Raw genomic sequence first — 17,404 nt, 5'->3', positions numbered from 1 at the left:
TAACTAACATTCAAAAACTCAAAACTAATTTAAACAAAAAGTATGAAAACAATTTACAAAAAGTTGTTATTTTTATTCCTATTGTTGCCTTTTAGTGTGTTGGCTCAGAACACTTTAAAAGGGATTGTTGTTGACAAAACAACAGGTCAACCAATACCAGGAGTAAATGTAAATGTACAAGGTGCTCCAAACGGTGCATCAACTGGATTTGATGGAAATTACCAGCTGTCAAATGTTAAAAACGGTAACAAAATCGTTGTTTCTTTTATTGGATACAGAACAGAAACAATTGAGTACACTGGTCAAAAAACACTTAACATTTCTTTAGAAGAAGATACTAATCAACTTAAGGAAGTTGTAGTACAAGTTGGTTATGGTACTGTTAAGAAAAAAGATGCAACAGGATCTGTTTCTCAAATTTCAGCAAAAGAATTTAATAAGGGAATTAACGTAACTCCAGAAACTTTGATCAGCGGACGTATTGCTGGTGTGAATGTAGTAGGAGGAGGAGCTCCAGGTGCTAAAGCTGATATTAGAATTCGTGGAGGATCTTCATTAAGTGCATCAAATGAGCCTTTAATTGTATTAGATGGGCTTCCATTAACAAATGATGTTCCTAGTGGAGCAACAAGTATTTTGTCTACAATTGATCCAAATGACATTGAGTCTTTTACAGTATTGAAAGATGCTTCTGCTGCAGCGATTTATGGATCTCGTGCTGCAAGTGGTGTAATTGTTATTACTACTAAAAAAGGATCAAAAGGTGGAGTAAAAGTTAATTTTAGCTCTCAAGTTGGTATTAATACAGTTGCTAATCAAGTTGATGTATTAAATGCAGATCAATTTCGTGCGTTAGTTAACGAAAAAGGTTCTGCTGCTCAAAAAGCATTGTTAGGAACAGCAAATACAAATTGGCAGGACGAAATATTCCATACGGCTTTAACAACTAATAATAACATCTCTGTTAGTGGGGCTTTGTTTGATAAATTACCTGTACGTTTATCTGTTGGAAATGTTGATAATCCTGGAATCTTAAGAAACACTTCTTTTGAAAGAACTACGACATCGATATCGTTAAACCCTGTGTTGTTTGATAATCATTTGAAAATTGATATTAGTGGAAACTTAGCTTTTGGAAAAAATCAATTTCAAGATGAAAATGCTGTTATTGGAAGTGCTATTGGATTTGATCCAACACAATCAGTTTATGAAGAAGGATCTCGTTATGGAGGATATTTTGAATGGTTAGAAGCTAATGGAAATGTACCATTATTACCAGCAAGAAACCCTGTCGCAAGATTAAATCAAGATAACAGAAGAGCTACTTCGACTAGAAAATGGGGGAATGTTAGATTGGATTACAAATTTCACTTCTTTGAAGATTTAAGAGCTGTTGTTGAAGCTGGTATCGATAGATTTGACAGTAACGGAAATACTACAGTAAGTACTGAAAGTATTTTAGGTTATCAGCCAAAACCATTTAATGGTCCTGATTATGTGAACTATGGAAACTATTCTAAGTACACAGATATGCTTCAGAACAAAAACTTAAATGCTTACTTTAATTATACAAAAGATTTAGGTAAATTTAAAGTTGATGCTACAGCTGGTTACAACTACCAATTATTTCAAAGAGAAAGATATCAATCTGGAGAGTTAAGACAGCCAAATCCTAATGAAGATGTTAATACAAGTCCAGATATTAATTTACAATCTTATTTCGGTCGTGTTAATTTAGGATATGACAGTAGATATTTGGCAACCATAAATTACAGAAGAGACGGAAGTTCTCGTTTTTCTGAGAAATACAGATGGGGAGATTTTGGTGGAGTTGCTTTAGCATGGAATGTTGCAGAAGAAGCATTTTTAAAAGACAACCAAACATTATCAAGTCTTAAATTAAGATTTGGTTATGGAACAACTGGTCAGCAAGATATATCTGCAGCATATGATTACTTGAAAAGAGTAACATTAGGTACAATTAATACTCAGTATATTTTTGGAGGTCAGATTTATTCTACTGCAAGACCTGAAGGTTATAACGAAAATATTAAGTGGGAAGAATTGGCAGAGATGAACATTGGTATCGATTTCGGATTCTTAAATGATAGAATTACAGGATCAGTAAACTACTTTGATAAAAAATCTAGTGATTTATTAGCAGATGTAGTGGTGCCAGATGGAGCAAATATTAGAAACTCTGGAACATATAATATTGGTAGCGTAAGAACAAAAGGAGTTGAGTTTAGCATTCAATCAGATGTTATTAAGAATGATAAATTAACATGGAATGTTGCTTTTAATACTACTTATATCGACCAAAAAATTGATGATTTAGGAGTAACAGTTCCTGGTTTCCAAGGTTATTTAACAGGTGATAATATTGCAGGAGGTTCAGGAAATCAAATACAAGTTAACTCAGTAGGTTATGCTCCAAGATCATTCTTAGTATATGAGCAATTATATGATGCAAATAAAAAGCCTATTGCAGGTGCTTATGTAGATAGAAATGGTGACGGAAAAATTGATGCTTCAGATCGTTACAGATTCCATAAACCTGCCGCAGATTACACTTTTGGTTTGTTTTCTACTTTGAATTATAAAAAGTTTGATTTCACAATGAACTGGAGAGCAAGTTTAGGAAATTATATTTTCGATAACGTAAGCTCAAACTTAGGATATTCTGATGCCGCGTTAAGAAGAGATACTGACTTATCTAATGTTAGTGTTGATTATTTAAATACAGGTTTTAGATATGAAGATAATGGCACACAACGTTATTTGTCTAATTACTACATTAAAGATGCTTCTTTTATCAAATTAGACAACATTACTTTGGGTTATACTTTCGATAAAAATTTATTAAAAGCTGCTTCTTTAAGATTTACAGCGGGAGTTCAGAATGTATTTGTATTAACAAAATACAATGGTTTAGATCCAGAGAGATTCAATGGAATTGATAACAATGTATATCCAAGAGCTAGAACTTTCTTGTTTGGTGTAAATGCAAGCTTCTAGTAGATTTTTGAAAAACAAATTTAAAAAAACATAAAATGAAAATATCATTTAAATATATATCTTATTTTTTCCTACTTGTTTTAGGATTGAATATGACGCTTACTTCATGTACGAGCGACTTGAATGTTACTCCGACTGATGATGATGAATTTTTATCAGAGCAGTTCTTTCAAGATCCAGCATCATATAAACAAGTCTTAGCGAAATTATATGCAGGTTTGTATGTTGGAGGTAACGATGGAGATGGTCAAGCAGATATCTCTGGAATTGGAGGAGATTTTAGTAGTTATTTGCGTTTGCTTTTTGTAACGCAAGAGTTCACTACTGACGAGGCTATTATTGCGTGGGCAGATGGAACATTACCAACTTTAAATTCTCAAACTTGGTCTCCTGCAAATGAATTTTTGGCAGGAACATATTCAAGAGCATTCTATGAAATTAGTGTTGCCAATGAATTTTTAAGACAAACGACAGAAGAAAAATTAGCTTCAAGAGGTGTTGATGCTAGTTTGAAAGCTGAAATTGCTACATTCAGAGCAGAGGCTCGTTTCTTAAGAGCTTTTTCTTATGTTAATTTGATGGATTTATTTGGGAATGTGCCAATTACAACTGAGGCTGATCCAGTAGGATTCTTTTACCCTGTGCAAAAAACAAGAGCTGAAGTTTTTGCTTTTGTTGAAGCAGAATTAAAAGATTTAGACAATAGTTTAGCGGCTTCAAGAACAAACGAATATGGAAGAATTGATAAAACAGCAGCTAAATTTTTATTAGCACAGATTTATTTAAATTCAAAAGTTTATACTGGAACTGATAGATTTAATGATGCTGGTACATTATGTGCTGATATTATTAATAATTCAGGATATACATTTGCAAATGTTCCATATAGTTATTTATTCTCTGCAGATAACGATGTAAATGGGGCTCAATCAGAATTCATTTTCCCAGTTATAAGTGATGGTAATGCTATTAGAGCTACAGGAGGAGGAATGAGTTTTATTCTTCATGCATCTATCGGAGGTAGTATGGATGCTGCTTCAAGAGGTATGGATGGTGGTTGGCAGGGAATCAGAACTCGTAGAGAGTTTGTGAATTTATTTCCTGATGAAACTGCTACTGGAGATAAAAGAGGAACTTTTTATACAAATGGGCAATCAAAAGATATTAAGAATGTTGGAACATTTACAGATGGTTATGCTGTAACGAAATACATTAATAAAAAATCAGATGGATCTGCAGCTCAAAGAAATGATATTCCTGACACAGATTTTCCAATGTTCAGATTATCAGATGTATATTTAATGTATGCTGAGGCTGCATTAAGAGGAGCTTCATCTGCAAATACAGGAACTGCGGTAGGATATATCAATCAGCTTCGTATGAGAGCAAATGCTGCAACTATTACTGCATCACAATTAAATCTTGATTTTGTTTTGGATGAAAGAGGAAGAGAATTGTTTTGGGAATGCCATAGAAGAACCGATTTAATTCGTTTTGGTAAATTCACAGGAGGATCTAAAATCTGGCAATGGAAAGGTGGTTCTATAAATGGAATTGCTACTGATTCTTATAGAGATTTGATGCCAATTCCTTCTAGAATTATACAAGCTAACCCAACTTTAAAACAAAATCCAGGATACTAACTAACCTTATAAAAATATTAAAAATGAAAAATATACATAAAATTTTAATTGCTTTCATCGGTGTTTTAGCAGTTTCATGTAATGCTGATGATGTAGAAGACAGACCTGTAATCGAAGCGTCAACGGCTCCTGTTTTATTGAATCCTAAATCTGATTTTACAATTGTACTTTCAAAAGAAACGGAGAATGATGTAGCAACAACTGTTGTGTGGGATGATGCAGCATACAGCGGGATGCAAACTGTAGTAAACTATACTGTTGAAATAGCTAAAGAAGGAACAAATTTTGCGACTCCTATTACAGTAACAAATACAACAGAGAAATTTGCAACCTTAACAGTATCTGAATTAAATTCAGCATTAGTTAATGGTGGTTTTGTTGAGAAAGAAGCTAATAAAGTTGATATTCGTATCAAAGCTGTTGTTGGAGCTTCTGGACTTCCACAGTATTCTAATTCTTACACTATTACAGCTACGCCATATCATGTGCCGTTAGCAAGTTCTCACTGGTTAGTTGGTGCAGCTACCCCAGGAGGTTGGACATGGGCTGGTGATGCAGAAACAGAATTCCCATTAGTAGTTGGTACAACAAATATTTATAAAGTAACAATTGTTCTTAACAGCGGAGAAGCTTTTAGAGAATTCTTAGGTAACAACTTTACAAGTGATGGTAACTGGGATCAAAGTCATAACTATACTTACTATTCAAACTTAGGTTATGAAATAGATGATGAATTAGTAAATGCAAATGATGGAGACAGTAACTTTAAATATACTGGACCAACAGGACCAAGAGTTTTAACTATTGACAATGCTGCGAAAAAAATAACATTAGATTAGTTTTAATATAATTTACAAAAGGGCTATCTCCAGATAGCCCTTTTTTAATCAAACGAACTATTTAGCTAACCACTATAACTATGAAAAGAATTTTACTATTAACGTTTTTATTGTTGTCGTTAGCTGTTTCTGCTCAAGTGCAGACAGTGACGTACTCAATAAATCCGGCAACATTTGATGACACTACACCCATAACGATCACAATAAATGGGGCAAGTGTTGATGAAACTTCATGGGGAATTAGTACAACTCATGCATTGTATCTTTGGTCATGGTCTTATGATGTAAATGACACAAATCAGGCAGATAGCCCTTCAAACGGATCTTGGACAGTATCGAACGAGGCTAGTAAGTTTACTTATAATGCAGGAACAGATACTTACACTAAAACAATTACGCCATCTGTTTATTTTAATAGAAATGGAATAGGAAGAATAGGTTTTCTTGTTAAAACAAAAAACGGTACAGGTGATAAAAAATCACAAGATATTCTTGTTGAAGTTGGTTCTTTTCAAGTTTCGTTAACTTCGCCTGTTGATAATAGTACTTCAATTATTTCTTCAGGAGCCAATTTTAATATAGCTGCAACAAATACAAATGGAGTGGCAAGTTATACTTTGAAGGCAAATGGCGTAACTGTCAATACAAACGCAAGTACTTCAAGCTATTCTTATACGCATACAGGTCTTACAAGTAATCAAAGCTATGAATTGATTGCAACACAAGGAACAACAACAATTTCTAAGAAATTTTCGGTAGTGGTAAATCCGAATACTGTTTCTGAGGCGATGCCTGCAGGTGTGGTTGACGGAATTAATTATAATACTTCAGATGCTACAAAAGCCACTTTGGTATTAGATGCTCCTTTAAAAGATTTCGTTTACGTTGCAGGAAGTTTTAATAACTGGCAGCCTACATCGGCGTATGCCATGAAAAAAGATCCTTCTTCAGGAAAATTTTGGTTAGAAATTACAGGTTTAGTATCAGGAGTAAACAATACGTATCAGTATTGGGTTGTCGATACAACTCCACTTGCTAATTCGCCATCAATGGTAAAAACAGCAGACCCATATTCTACTTTAGTATTATCTCCTTATGATGATCCTTCAATTCCTGCTTCAAAATATCCAAATATGCCTGTATATCCTTCAGGACAAAGTTTTGAGGTTACGGTTTTAAAAACAGGACAAACTCCTTATAATTGGCAAGTGACTAATTTTGTTAAACCTGAAAAAGAAAAATTAGTTGTTTATGAAGTTTTGGTTCGTGATTTTGATGCTGGTAGAAGCTATCAAAATTTAATTGATAGAATAGATTACTTTAAAAATCTACAAATTAATGCAATAGAATTAATGCCAGTAATGGAATTTGAAGGCAATGAAAGCTGGGGTTACAATACTTCCTTTCACATGGCTTTAGATAAATTCTATGGGACTTCAGATAAATTAAAAGAGTTTATTGATTTATGCCATCAAAACGGAATTGCTGTAATTCTTGATGTGGCGCTAAATCATGCTTTTGGAAGAAATCCAATGGTAAGAATGTGGATGAATGATCCTGATGGAGACGGTTTTGGATCGCCAACAACAGAAAATCCATATTTTAATACAGTAGCAAAACATTCTTACAGTGTAGGAGAAGATTTTAATCATCAATCACTGAAAACTCAATATTATGTAAATCGTGTAATTAAACAATGGATTGAGGAATACAAAATTGATGGTTTCCGTTGGGATTTAACGAAAGGATTCACTCAAGCTTGTACGGCTTCAGACGAAAGTTGCACCAATAGCTATCAGCAAGATAGAGTAGATGTTCTAAAAAAATATGCTGATTATTCATGGAGTTTAGACCCTACGCATTATACAATTTTTGAACACTTAGGAACTGATGCTGAAGAACAGCAGTGGGCAAATTATAGAGTGGCAGAAACCCCAAGTAAAGGAGTTATGATGTGGGGGAAAATGACAGATCAATACAATCAATTGTCAATGGGATATTCATCAAGCAGTAATATTTATAGAATGAATAGCTCAAGTCGTGGTTTTACAGCAAATCGTTTAATGGGTTATGCTGAAAGTCATGATGAAGAACGATTAATGTATAAAAATGTGCAGTACGGAGCTTCAAGCGGAAGTTATAATGTGAAAACATTAAATACAGCTTTGTCAAGAATGTCTGCAATTGGAGCAGTTTCATTATTAATTCCTGGTCCAAAAATGATTTGGCATTTTGGGGAATTAGGATGGGATGATTCAATTTATACATGCAATGACGGAACTGTAAATGATAATTCATCAACAATTTCAGGCGATTGTAAATTAGATACAAAACCACAGCCACAATGGACAGAAAATTGGCTTGGCGATTCTAATCGAAATAAAATTTATAATGATTGGGCTAAGATGATTACGCTTAAAAAATCAGAACCTGTGTTTTTAGGAACTGCAACTATGGCTAATACAGCAACTTTGTCTGTAAATATCAAAATTACAAATAGTAATTTAACTGCTGCTCAATTAAAAGATGTTGTGATTTTAGCCAATTTTGATTTAACTACACAAAGTATGGTTCCTGCATTTCAATACACAGGAACTTGGTATAATTTAATGGATAACACCACGATTAATGTTACAGATGTAAATGCAACAATTAGTCTTGCTCCAGGAGAATATAGAATTTATGGTAATAAGCAAGCAAATCTGGCAATAGAAAATTTTGAAAAAGGAAATGCGGTTAGTTTATATCCAAATCCAGTTGCAGATTATTTTACCTTAAATTTTGCGGCTTTAAAAGTAGATGTTTATTCTGTTTCAGGACAATTAGTAAAAACATATAATGTAAACGGTAATGCAGATTTTCAATTTTCAGTAAGTGGATTAACTTCAGGATTATATCTAGTAAAAGCGTTTGACGAAAACAATAATGCTCGCGTTGCGAAGTTTATTAAAAATTAGGTTTGGTTAGTAATGAAAAAAGGGCTGTCTAGAAATAGACAGCCTTTTTTTGTTTTTATATTTATTTCTTTTTGTTGTTATATTCTCCAATCAAAGAATAATAACCAAATGTTCCTAATCCCATAACTATAAGTGGGGTTAGTATAAAAAGAATTATTACGCCAAATACTAAATCATCTTGTTGGTCTGAAAGTAGTTTTGGTAAACCAAATTCAAACACACAGAAATATGCAGCCGCCGCTGCCAAAGCAATCCAAAACGCCCCTAAAACTTGTTTAATCGCATTCATTTTTTTGTAAATTTTAAAGGTGAGTAATTTTGTTTTTGTTGTCAATATAAATCATCCCAATAACAAAGCAGATTCCAGCAATAATTATCGGATACCATAAACCCTCCAAATAAAAATCGGCTTTGCCTGCTGTTTTGGCGTGTGATACAAAATAGGTAGAAATAGCAGGAAGTAAACCTCCAAAAATTCCATTTCCAACATGATACGGAAGAGACATAGAAGTATATCTGATTTTAGTTGGAAACATTTCGACTAAAAACGCAGCAATCGGACCGTAAACCATTGTTACAAATAGCACTTGAATAAAAACCAAGAAAATTAAAGTCCATTTGTCGCTTGAATTAATTGTAATTGAGACGCTTGTTTGCACATCTTTTTTCTCCATGTACGTTTTTTTCTCAATTACAGTTGTACCGTCCGTATATTTTTTTTGCGTTATGGTAACTGAACTTCCATCATCCTTATGTTCTGTGGTTTCTCTTGGGTTTTCTAAAACTTCAGTTTTTTGATTGATATCTGTGGTGTTGTACATCGTTTTGTAAATAGGCCTATAAGATAAAATAGCCAGAAGCATTCCAAACATCATGATGTATTTGCGTCCAATCTTATCACTGAGCCATCCGAAAGCAATAAAAAATGGTGTGCCAATTAAAAGAGCTATTCCTAATAATTCATCTACTTGTGAAGAATCAACATTCATTACTGTCTTCATAAAACTCATCGCGTAGAATTGTCCCGTATACCAAACAACACCTTGCCCCATTGTCGCACCGAACAAAGCCAAAAGAACAAATTTTAGATTATATCTATTTCCAAAACTTTCCTTTAACGGATTTGTGCTTGTTGTTCCTTCCTTTTTGGCTTTCGCGAAAACTGGAGATTCGTCCATATTTTTTCGAATTAAATACGAAACTCCAACCATAGCGATTGAAACCCAAAAAGGAACGCGCCATCCCCATAAATCAAAAGCCTCTGCAGAAAGTACACTTTTAGTGGCTAGAATAACCATTAAGGAAATAAATAAGCCAACAGTAGCCGTGGTCTGAATCCAAGAAGTCCAATATCCTTTTTCTCCAGCTGGTGCGTGCTCAGCTACGTAAGTTGCAGCTCCGCCATATTCTCCTCCAAGAGCAAGACCTTGCAGTAAACGTAAAACCAGAACTAATAAAGGAGCTAGAAAACCAATAGATTCATAACTAGGAATACAGCCAATTAAAAAAGTAGAACCACCCATTAATAATAAGGTAGCCATGAAAGTATATTTTCGACCAATAATATCACCAAGTCTCCCAAAGAATAAAGCTCCAAACGGGCGAACTACAAATCCAGCTGCAAATGTGGCTAAAGTAGATAAAAATGCTGCGGTTGGATTATCACTAGGGAAAAATTTGGTTGAAATAACAACGGCTAAACTGCCAAAAATGTAAAAATCATACCATTCGATCATGGTGCCCATAGAAGAGGCTGAAATTACTTTCCAAATGCCCTTAGTAGAAGTTTTGCTCATAAAACCGCTTTGAGATCTTGTTAATAAATTAAATTTAAAAATAGAGTTTTACGAATATAAGAGATATTTGTTTATTCGCTTAATACTTTTTTAACAAAAACTTATTATTTGTTGACATTTGATTTTCGAAGTGAAAAAGATTTAACCGCAAAGAGCGCAAAGATTTACGCAAAGGTTCGCAAAGTTTAAAACTAACTTTGCGAACCTTGCGCTTTTTTTCTTTGCGCTCTTTGCGGTTAGGCAAAACAGAAAAGTATAAAAACAAAAAACCCGAATCCCGAAGCCTCGGGACTATTCGGGTTTTGTGGTACCTCCAGTCCCGAGGCTTCGGGAGAACCAGAGACACATTATAATTTTCTCTTAAGAAGAATATCTTTTAAGATTGATGGATCTGATATTATTTTAGCATTAAAGACTTTGCTTTTCATTCTTTTAATAAACTTTTCAAGATATAGTGCTTCACTTTTATTATCACACATAAAAGTTAAGACTACTTCCCAGTCTGAAGCAATTTTAGTGAAAGAATTTGCATAAAAATGATTTTGATGTTTAAAAATTCGTTCATCGATGTTGTTTGTTTCACCGATATAGAACTTTTGAGTAGAACTAGAATACAGGATATATAAGTAATGCATCTATAAAAAAGTATAAAAACAAAAAACCCGAATATTACTATTCGGGTTTTGTGGTACCTCCAGGGATCGAACCAGGGACACATGGATTTTCAGTCCATTGCTCTACCATCTGAGCTAAGGTACCGTGCTTGTTTGTTGCGGGTGCAAATATATAATCATTTTTGGTTTGTGCAAAACATTTTTTAGAAAAAATCTATTTGTATCTTCGCAATAGCAAAAATAGAAATATGATTTTAACGGTCGATGTTGGAAATACCAGAATTAAAGCGTCTGTATTTGAGGGTAATACTTCTTTAGAAAATTTTGTTTTTGAGAAAAATGAACTCGAAAAAAAAATTGAAAATATTTTAGAAAAATACCCAAATTGCTCCGATTTAGCTGTTGCTTCGGTTGGAAGTATCGAAAAACAATCTTTTTTAACTTTCGAAAATCGGTTAAAAGTTCATTTTTTTTCTCACGAAGATGTTTTTCCTTTCCATAATAAATACGCAACACCAAAAACTTTAGGTATCGATCGAATGATTTTGTCTGCTGGAGCAACCTTACAATTTCCAAAACAAAATCGTTTAGTTATTGATGCTGGAACTTGCATTACCTACGATTTTATCGACGAAAATGATAATTATCTAGGAGGAGCCATCTCTCCAGGCCTTCGTTTGAGATACGAATCACTTAATAATTTTACAGCCAGACTGCCGTTGTTAACATTAGAGACGCCTGATACATATATAGGAAACTCAACAGCACAAGCCATACATTCTGGCGTTGTGAACGGTTTCGTCTATGAGATTGACGGTTTTATCGATGAATATCGCAAAGAGTTTTCAAATTTTATCATAATTTTAACGGGAGGCGATGCAGATTTTTTGGCTAAACGATTAAAAAATACCATATTTGCCAATTCAAATTTCCTACTGGAGAGTTTGAACCAAACATATCAATATAAAATCGACAATGATTAAAAAAGTAATACTAAGCGCTTGTTTGCTTATATCGTTCGTTTCATTTGCTCAACAAGGTACTGCTTCGCCTTATTCTTTTTTCGGAATAGGAGATGCAAGATTCAAGGGAACCCTTGAAAACAGATCTATGGCTGGAGTAGCAGTCGAGCAAGATTCGATTCACTTAAATTTAGATAACCCTGCAAGTTATGCCAGCTTAATGCAAACCACTTTTACAGTTGGAGGAACATTTGCAACTTCTAATTTAAAAACAAGTTCTAAATCAGAAAAAGCACAGCGCAGTACTTTCGATTACTTGGCATTAGGAATCCCAATGGGAAGATTTGGTGCTTCATTTGGTTTAATTCCAGTAAGTTCAGTTGGATACAAAATTCGTGAGGATAATTCAGCTACAGAAGGCGCAACCAGTACACAGCTTGATGGAAAAGGTGGTATAAACAAAGTGTATTTCGGTTTAGGATATAAAATTATGAAGAACTGGAATGTTGGGGTTGATGCGCAATATAATTTTGGGAAAATTACAACAACAAGTATAGAGGCTATTACAGGAGTTCAAAATGGTACTGCAGAGGTAAATTCTTCAGAACTGTCTGGTGTAGCTTTTAGTCTTGGAACGATGTACCAGCAAAAAATCGATAAAAAAATCAGCATATTTTCTAGTTTAAGCTATTCATTTGCAAGTAATTTAAATTCAGATAATACGAGAGTCATTTCTGTTCAGGGAGATCCAGATCCTTATGAATATCCTTCAAGCTCAACTAAATTGAAACTTCCAAACAAATTAAGCATTGGTTTAGGAGTAGGAGAAGCAAGAAAATGGCTTGTAGGAGCAAATATGACTTTTCAAGGAGATGGTCAGCTAGCAAACTATTATAACACTATGAGTAATGTAAGATACGAAAGCTATTCTAAATATGCTCTTGGTGGGTACTATCTTCCTAACTACGCTTCATTTACAAGTTATATGAGCAGAATTACATATAGAGCAGGTTTGAAATACGAAAAAATTGGTCTTATAGTTAATAATGAATCAATTAAAGATGTCGGAATGACATTGGGGGCAGGAATTCCAGTTCCAGGAACTTTTTCAAATGTGAATTTAGGAATTGAGTTTGGTAAACGTGGTACAACTGCCTCTGATTTAGTACAAGAAAACTACGTGAATTTTAGTTTGAGTTTCTCTTTCAACGACAAATGGTTTGTGAAGAGTAAATTCCAATAAACATAATATTTTATCTTTTCTAAGCTCATTACAATTTACTACATTTGGCAAATGAATTTACCAAAAAGATATAGTCTAATAGTTGTCACAGTATTTGCTGTGACAATGTTTTTTGGATGCGAAAGTAATTTTAAAGAAGTTCAGAAAATTAACTTCTCAGAGTTTGTTCCGGCAAGTGACGCCGATACAGTTAATATTAAATATACAGATTCTGGACGCATTACAGGGGTTTTAATTAGCCCTAAAATGCTTGATTATTCAAATCTTGATTTTCCGTTTACAGAATTTCCTAAAGGAATAGATGTTACTTTATACGATAAAAAACAAAAACGTACCTTTATAAAAGGAAACTATGCAGTTTCGTATAAAAATACGGGAATTATTGATTTGATTGGAAAAGTAAAAATCACATCTGAAGCGGGACAAAGTTTGGAAACAGAACAATTGTACTACGATCAGAAGAATGAGTGGTTTTATACCGAAAGGAAATTTAAGCTGACTGATGCAAAAGGAATTTCTCACGGTCAGGGAATAGATTTTAGTAAAGATTTTAAAGTGATTAATTCACAGCGAATAAGCGGTGAAATTGAATCAGATGAAGAATAAATAAAATTATGGGTTATTTAAAATATACACAATACGTTTACATCCTTTTTGCAGTTTTCTTTGCTTATGATGGTATCGTAAAGCTAAATGAAGGAGACGAGAGTTATCCTTTCTATTTTGTGATTGCAGGAATGGCAATTTTTATGTTTTTCTTTAGGAGAAGATTCCTTAACAAGCACGACAATCGTAATAAAAAGCAATAAAAATGGAAATTAGTATTATAATAATATGTTTAATACTAGCGGCCTTTTTTTCTGGAATGGAAATCGCTTTTGTTTCCTCCAACAAAATTTATCTTGAAATAGAAAAGAAACAAGACGATTTTTTGTCTCGTATCTTGACCAAACTTACCGAAAATCCGTCCAAATTTATTGCAGCCATGCTTATTGGCAACAATGTCGCTTTGGTGGTTTACGGTTTTTTTATGGGCGATCTGATCTTAAATTGGATGGTTTGTTTTGGATTTGTTTTCTCAGAATGGTGGAATGTACTTATTCAGACACTTCTGGCAGCATTTATTGTTTTGGTGACTTCAGAATTTTTCCCGAAAGTATTTTTTCAGATTTATGCCAATTCTTTAATTAAAATTTTGGCACTTCCCGCTTACTTATTTTACAGGTTATTCTACTATATTTCTACTTTCTTTATTTGGATTGCAGATTTTATACTCAGCAAATTCTTTAAAACAGAGGGAAGTCAGATTCATTTATTCAGCCGAATTGAACTCGGAAATTATATTACCGAACAAATGAGTACTGTTGAAGAAGAAGATGAAGTAGACTCTGAAATTCAAATTTTTCAAAATGCATTAGAATTTTCTGCCGTAAAAGCACGAGATATAATGACGCCAAGAACAGAAATCGTTGATGTTGATTTGTTTGATACGGTAGATGATCTTAAAGAATTATTTATAGAAACAGGTTATTCGAAAATCATTATAAGCCAAAATTCATTAGATGATATTGTGGGTTATGTGCATTCGTTTGATTTATTTAAAAAGCCATCTACAATAAAGTCAGTTTTAATGACAGTTGAATTTGTTCCAGAAACAATTTTGATAAAAGATGTTTTGAACTTATTAATCAAAAAGCGAAAAAATGTAGCTGTTGTTTTGGACGAATATGGAGGAACTTCTGGAATTATCACAATTGAAGATATTGTAGAAGAACTTTTTGGAGAAATTGAAGATGAACATGATTTGGATGAAGAGCTAATTGAAGAAGAAATAGGCGAAGGCGAATATTTGTTTTCAACCCGATTAGATGTTGAATATCTAAATGAAACCTACAAATTGATGATTCCAGAAGAAGACTCTTATGGCACATTAGGAGGTTTTATTGTTAATCATACAAAAGAAATCCCACAAAAAGGAGATAAAATTGTAATAGATAGGTTTCATTTTTTTATAAAAGAGGCGTCAAATAAGAAAATAGAACTAGTCAAATTGACAATAAAAGATTGATTTTTTAAATTAATGAAAAAAAATGTGTAAAATAAAACGCTAGTTGTATTGTTATTAACTAGATAATTGTATTTTCGCAAACTGAATATAAAATTAACGATAATAAAATGGCAGTTTTAGCAAAAATTAGACAGCGTTCCGCTTTATTGATAGGAGTTATTGCACTTGCATTATTTGCATTTATAATACAAGATCTATTCACAAGAGGAACATTTGGTCAAAGTTCAAAAGATGTAGGAAGCATCGATGGAAAAGATATTTCATTTGAAGACTTTAGAGTTAAAGTTAGTAATGTTGAAAAAAGTGGGCAAGGAATAACTTCCACTGAAGCTGCAAACAGAGTTTGGGATCAAGAAGTTTCAATCGCTTTATTGTCATCTCAATTTGAGAAATTAGGATTGAGAGTTGGTGAAAAACACTTATTAGAGGTTTTAAAATCAGATCCAAACATTGGTAAAAACCCAATGTTCTTAAATGCAGCAGGAATTTTTGATGTTGTTAAGTTTAAAGATTACTTTAAATCAAACCCAGAAGCAGCACAATACATCGCTCAAAAAGAGAAAGATGCTGAATTGAATGCAAAATTTCAAATCTATAATACTTTAATTAAGTCAGGACTTTACACAACTGCTAGTGAAGGAAAATTAAAGTACGAAATGGAAGCTAATAAAGTGACTTTTGATTTTGCAGGAGCTCCTTATTCTTCTATTAAAGATAGTGAAGTGAAAATCTCTGATGATGAGATTATAGCTTACATGAAGAAAAACGAGAAAAAATTCAAAGCGGATGCAACTCGCGAAATTCAATATGTTTTAGTTGAAGACAAAGCTTCTAAAGAAGATGAGGCTGAAATTAAATCTAAATTAAATGCATTATTGTCAGGAAGTGTTGTTTACAACGCAAAAACAGGTAAAAACGATACATTACCTGGATTTAAAAATGCTGCAAACATTGCTGAATTTGTAAACGCAAATTCTGATGTTCCTTACGATTCTACTTACGTTCCTAAAAATGCATTACCTGCAATCGACGCTGATAAATTATTCAGCTTACCTGCTGGTGCAATTTACGGACCATACGTATACGGAAGATATTATGCTATCTCTAGATCTCAAGGATTTAAAGCTGGTGTTAATGCAAAAGCAAGTCATATCTTAATTGGTTACGAAGGATCTCAAACTCCAAATCCAAAAGAGAAGAGAACTAAAGAAGAAGCTAAAGCTAAAGCTGAAGAAATTTTAGCTCAAGTTCAAGCTAATCCAGATAGTTTTATGATGTTGGCTTTTACAAGTTCTGATGATTCATCTGCACAGCAAGGTGGTGATTTAGGATATTTTGGTCCTAACCAAATGGTAAAACCATTCAATGATTTTGTATTCAGCAACGGAATTGGTAAAATTGGTTTAGTAGAAACTCCATTCGGATTTCACATTATCAAAATTACAGACAAACAAGACGGAATTCGTTTAGCTACAATTGCTCAAAAAATTGAGCCATCTGAAGCTACTTCTGATAAAGTATTTACATTAGCAACTAAATTTGAAATGGATGCTGCTGATAAAGATTTTAATGCTGCTGCAAAAGAATTAGGTTTAAAAGTTGCTCAGCCAGTAAATGCAAAAGCTATGGATGAAGCGTTTGGACCATTAGGAAATCAACGTAACATTGTAAGATGGGCTTTCGATAAAGAAACAAGTACTGGAGATGTAAAACGTTTTGAAATTGCAAACATCGGACACGTTATTGCACAATACAAAGGTGAAAATAAATCAGGTTTAGTTTCTGTTTCAATGGCAAGACCTTATGTTGAGCCAATTTTGAAAAACAAGAAAAAAGCTGAAATCTTAAAAGAGAAAATGAAAGGTTCAAGCCTTGAAGCTATTGCTAAAGCTGCTGGAGTTGCTGTACAACAAGCTGCAGATTTAACTTTAGACAATCCGGTTTTACCTGGAGGAGTTGGACAAGAGCCACAAGTTGTAGGAAATGCATTTGCTTTAACTGCTAACAAAATTTCTGCTCCAATTGAAGGAAATACAGGTGTTTATGTAGTTAAAAACATTAAAACTGTAAAAGCTCCTGCAATTGCTAATCATGCTGCTTATGTAGAGAAAGTAAAAGCTCAAAGCGCATCTGATGCAAACAGAGTATTACCAGCATTGAAAAACAACGCTAAAATTGAAGATAACAGATTACAATTCAACTACTAAGAATTAGTAAATCATCTTAATAAAACCCGAAACGTCTTTGATGTTTCGGGTTTCTTT

General features: G+C 33.4%; 13 protein-coding genes and 1 tRNA gene. 10 read left to right on the top strand and 4 right to left on the bottom strand.

Annotated features, from left to right (window positions below; translation table 11 throughout):
• Window positions 1-42 precede the first annotated feature (42 nt).
• The 4 genes from DM444_RS16000 to DM444_RS15985 all read left to right on the top strand — a co-directional run bounded on the left by DM444_RS16000 (window position 43) and on the right by DM444_RS15985 (window position 8,457).
• Window positions 43-3,018, top strand: coding sequence for a SusC/RagA family TonB-linked outer membrane protein (locus DM444_RS16000; protein WP_111288402.1), 2,976 nt, complete (start codon window positions 43-45; stop codon window positions 3,016-3,018).
• 35 nt (window positions 3,019-3,053) lie between these two features.
• Window positions 3,054-4,661 (top strand): RagB/SusD family nutrient uptake outer membrane protein, encoded by a 1,608-nt coding sequence (locus DM444_RS15995; protein WP_111288400.1) that lies wholly within the window; start codon window positions 3,054-3,056, stop codon window positions 4,659-4,661.
• A 23-nt stretch (window positions 4,662-4,684) separates the two neighbouring features.
• Complete coding sequence (locus DM444_RS15990; RefSeq protein ID WP_111288398.1) at window positions 4,685-5,500, top strand: SusE domain-containing protein; 816 nt, start codon at window positions 4,685-4,687, stop codon at window positions 5,498-5,500.
• 80 nt (window positions 5,501-5,580) lie between these two features.
• Complete coding sequence (locus DM444_RS15985; protein ID WP_111288396.1) at window positions 5,581-8,457, top strand: alpha-amylase family glycosyl hydrolase; 2,877 nt, start codon at window positions 5,581-5,583, stop codon at window positions 8,455-8,457.
• A 61-nt stretch (window positions 8,458-8,518) separates the two neighbouring features.
• On the opposite strand, the gene DM444_RS15980 is transcribed toward DM444_RS15985, so the two are convergent.
• The 4 genes from DM444_RS15980 to DM444_RS15965 all read right to left on the bottom strand — a co-directional run bounded on the left by DM444_RS15980 (window position 8,519) and on the right by DM444_RS15965 (window position 11,012).
• Window positions 8,519-8,746: a DUF6814 family protein gene (locus DM444_RS15980; protein WP_111288546.1), complete on the bottom strand. Its 228-nt coding sequence runs from the start codon at window positions 8,744-8,746 to the stop codon at window positions 8,519-8,521.
• A gap of 13 nt (window positions 8,747-8,759) precedes the next feature.
• Window positions 8,760-10,253 (bottom strand): MFS transporter, encoded by a 1,494-nt coding sequence (locus DM444_RS15975; protein WP_111288394.1) that lies wholly within the window; start codon window positions 10,251-10,253, stop codon window positions 8,760-8,762.
• A gap of 347 nt (window positions 10,254-10,600) precedes the next feature.
• Window positions 10,601-10,888 (bottom strand): GIY-YIG nuclease family protein, encoded by a 288-nt coding sequence (locus tag DM444_RS15970; protein ID WP_111288392.1) that lies wholly within the window; start codon window positions 10,886-10,888, stop codon window positions 10,601-10,603.
• A 51-nt stretch (window positions 10,889-10,939) separates the two neighbouring features.
• Window positions 10,940-11,012, bottom strand: a tRNA-Phe gene (locus DM444_RS15965).
• 103 nt (window positions 11,013-11,115) lie between these two features.
• Between DM444_RS15965 and DM444_RS15960 the strand changes: the two genes are divergently transcribed.
• The 6 genes from DM444_RS15960 to DM444_RS15935 all read left to right on the top strand — a co-directional run bounded on the left by DM444_RS15960 (window position 11,116) and on the right by DM444_RS15935 (window position 17,347).
• Window positions 11,116-11,850 carry a type III pantothenate kinase gene (locus tag DM444_RS15960; RefSeq protein ID WP_111288390.1) on the top strand — a complete coding sequence of 245 codons (735 nt, stop codon included), beginning with the start codon at window positions 11,116-11,118 and terminating at the stop codon, window positions 11,848-11,850.
• The gene (locus DM444_RS15955; protein WP_111288388.1) at window positions 11,843-13,072 is read left to right on the top strand and encodes a hypothetical protein; all 1,230 of its coding nucleotides are present in this window, start codon (window positions 11,843-11,845) and stop codon (window positions 13,070-13,072) included. The genes DM444_RS15960 and DM444_RS15955 overlap by 8 nt, the downstream gene beginning before the upstream one ends.
• A gap of 51 nt (window positions 13,073-13,123) precedes the next feature.
• Window positions 13,124-13,678 carry an LPS export ABC transporter periplasmic protein LptC gene (gene lptC / locus DM444_RS15950; protein WP_111288386.1) on the top strand — a complete coding sequence of 185 codons (555 nt, stop codon included), beginning with the start codon at window positions 13,124-13,126 and terminating at the stop codon, window positions 13,676-13,678.
• 8 nt (window positions 13,679-13,686) lie between these two features.
• The gene (locus DM444_RS15945; protein ID WP_111288384.1) at window positions 13,687-13,881 is read left to right on the top strand and encodes a hypothetical protein; all 195 of its coding nucleotides are present in this window, start codon (window positions 13,687-13,689) and stop codon (window positions 13,879-13,881) included.
• A 2-nt stretch (window positions 13,882-13,883) separates the two neighbouring features.
• Window positions 13,884-15,140 carry a hemolysin family protein gene (locus DM444_RS15940; RefSeq protein WP_111288382.1) on the top strand — a complete coding sequence of 419 codons (1,257 nt, stop codon included), beginning with the start codon at window positions 13,884-13,886 and terminating at the stop codon, window positions 15,138-15,140.
• 107 nt (window positions 15,141-15,247) lie between these two features.
• The gene (locus DM444_RS15935) at window positions 15,248-17,347 is read left to right on the top strand and encodes a peptidylprolyl isomerase (RefSeq protein ID WP_111288380.1); all 2,100 of its coding nucleotides are present in this window, start codon (window positions 15,248-15,250) and stop codon (window positions 17,345-17,347) included.
• Window positions 17,348-17,404 lie beyond the last annotated feature (57 nt).

The sequence above is a fragment of the Flavobacterium ginsenosidimutans genome (assembly GCF_003254625.1).
In the GTDB taxonomy this organism is placed as follows: domain Bacteria; phylum Bacteroidota; class Bacteroidia; order Flavobacteriales; family Flavobacteriaceae; genus Flavobacterium; species Flavobacterium ginsenosidimutans.
The sequence above is the reverse complement of the archived record's forward strand: the minus strand, read 5'-3'. Positions and strand labels throughout refer to the sequence as shown.

What these genes read in the sequence shown, in the direction of transcription:
- DM444_RS15945 (WP_111288384.1), top strand. Translation starts at nt 13,687, where the DNA reads ATGGGTTATTTAAAATATACACAATACGTTTACATCCTTTTTGCAGTT.
- DM444_RS15975 (WP_111288394.1), bottom strand. Translation starts at nt 10,253, where the DNA reads ATGAGCAAAACTTCTACTAAGGGCATTTGGAAAGTAATTTCAGCCTCT.
- DM444_RS16000 (WP_111288402.1), top strand. Translation starts at nt 43, where the DNA reads ATGAAAACAATTTACAAAAAGTTGTTATTTTTATTCCTATTGTTGCCT.
- lptC (WP_111288386.1), top strand. Translation starts at nt 13,124, where the DNA reads ATGAATTTACCAAAAAGATATAGTCTAATAGTTGTCACAGTATTTGCT.
- DM444_RS15940 (WP_111288382.1), top strand. Translation starts at nt 13,884, where the DNA reads ATGGAAATTAGTATTATAATAATATGTTTAATACTAGCGGCCTTTTTT.
- DM444_RS15955 (WP_111288388.1), top strand. Translation starts at nt 11,843, where the DNA reads ATGATTAAAAAAGTAATACTAAGCGCTTGTTTGCTTATATCGTTCGTT.
- DM444_RS15990 (WP_111288398.1), top strand. Translation starts at nt 4,685, where the DNA reads ATGAAAAATATACATAAAATTTTAATTGCTTTCATCGGTGTTTTAGCA.
- DM444_RS15935 (WP_111288380.1), top strand. Translation starts at nt 15,248, where the DNA reads ATGGCAGTTTTAGCAAAAATTAGACAGCGTTCCGCTTTATTGATAGGA.
- DM444_RS15970 (WP_111288392.1), bottom strand. Translation starts at nt 10,888, where the DNA reads ATGCATTACTTATATATCCTGTATTCTAGTTCTACTCAAAAGTTCTAT.
- DM444_RS15985 (WP_111288396.1), top strand. Translation starts at nt 5,581, where the DNA reads ATGAAAAGAATTTTACTATTAACGTTTTTATTGTTGTCGTTAGCTGTT.
- DM444_RS15995 (WP_111288400.1), top strand. Translation starts at nt 3,054, where the DNA reads ATGAAAATATCATTTAAATATATATCTTATTTTTTCCTACTTGTTTTA.
- DM444_RS15980 (WP_111288546.1), bottom strand. Translation starts at nt 8,746, where the DNA reads ATGAATGCGATTAAACAAGTTTTAGGGGCGTTTTGGATTGCTTTGGCA.
- DM444_RS15960 (WP_111288390.1), top strand. Translation starts at nt 11,116, where the DNA reads ATGATTTTAACGGTCGATGTTGGAAATACCAGAATTAAAGCGTCTGTA.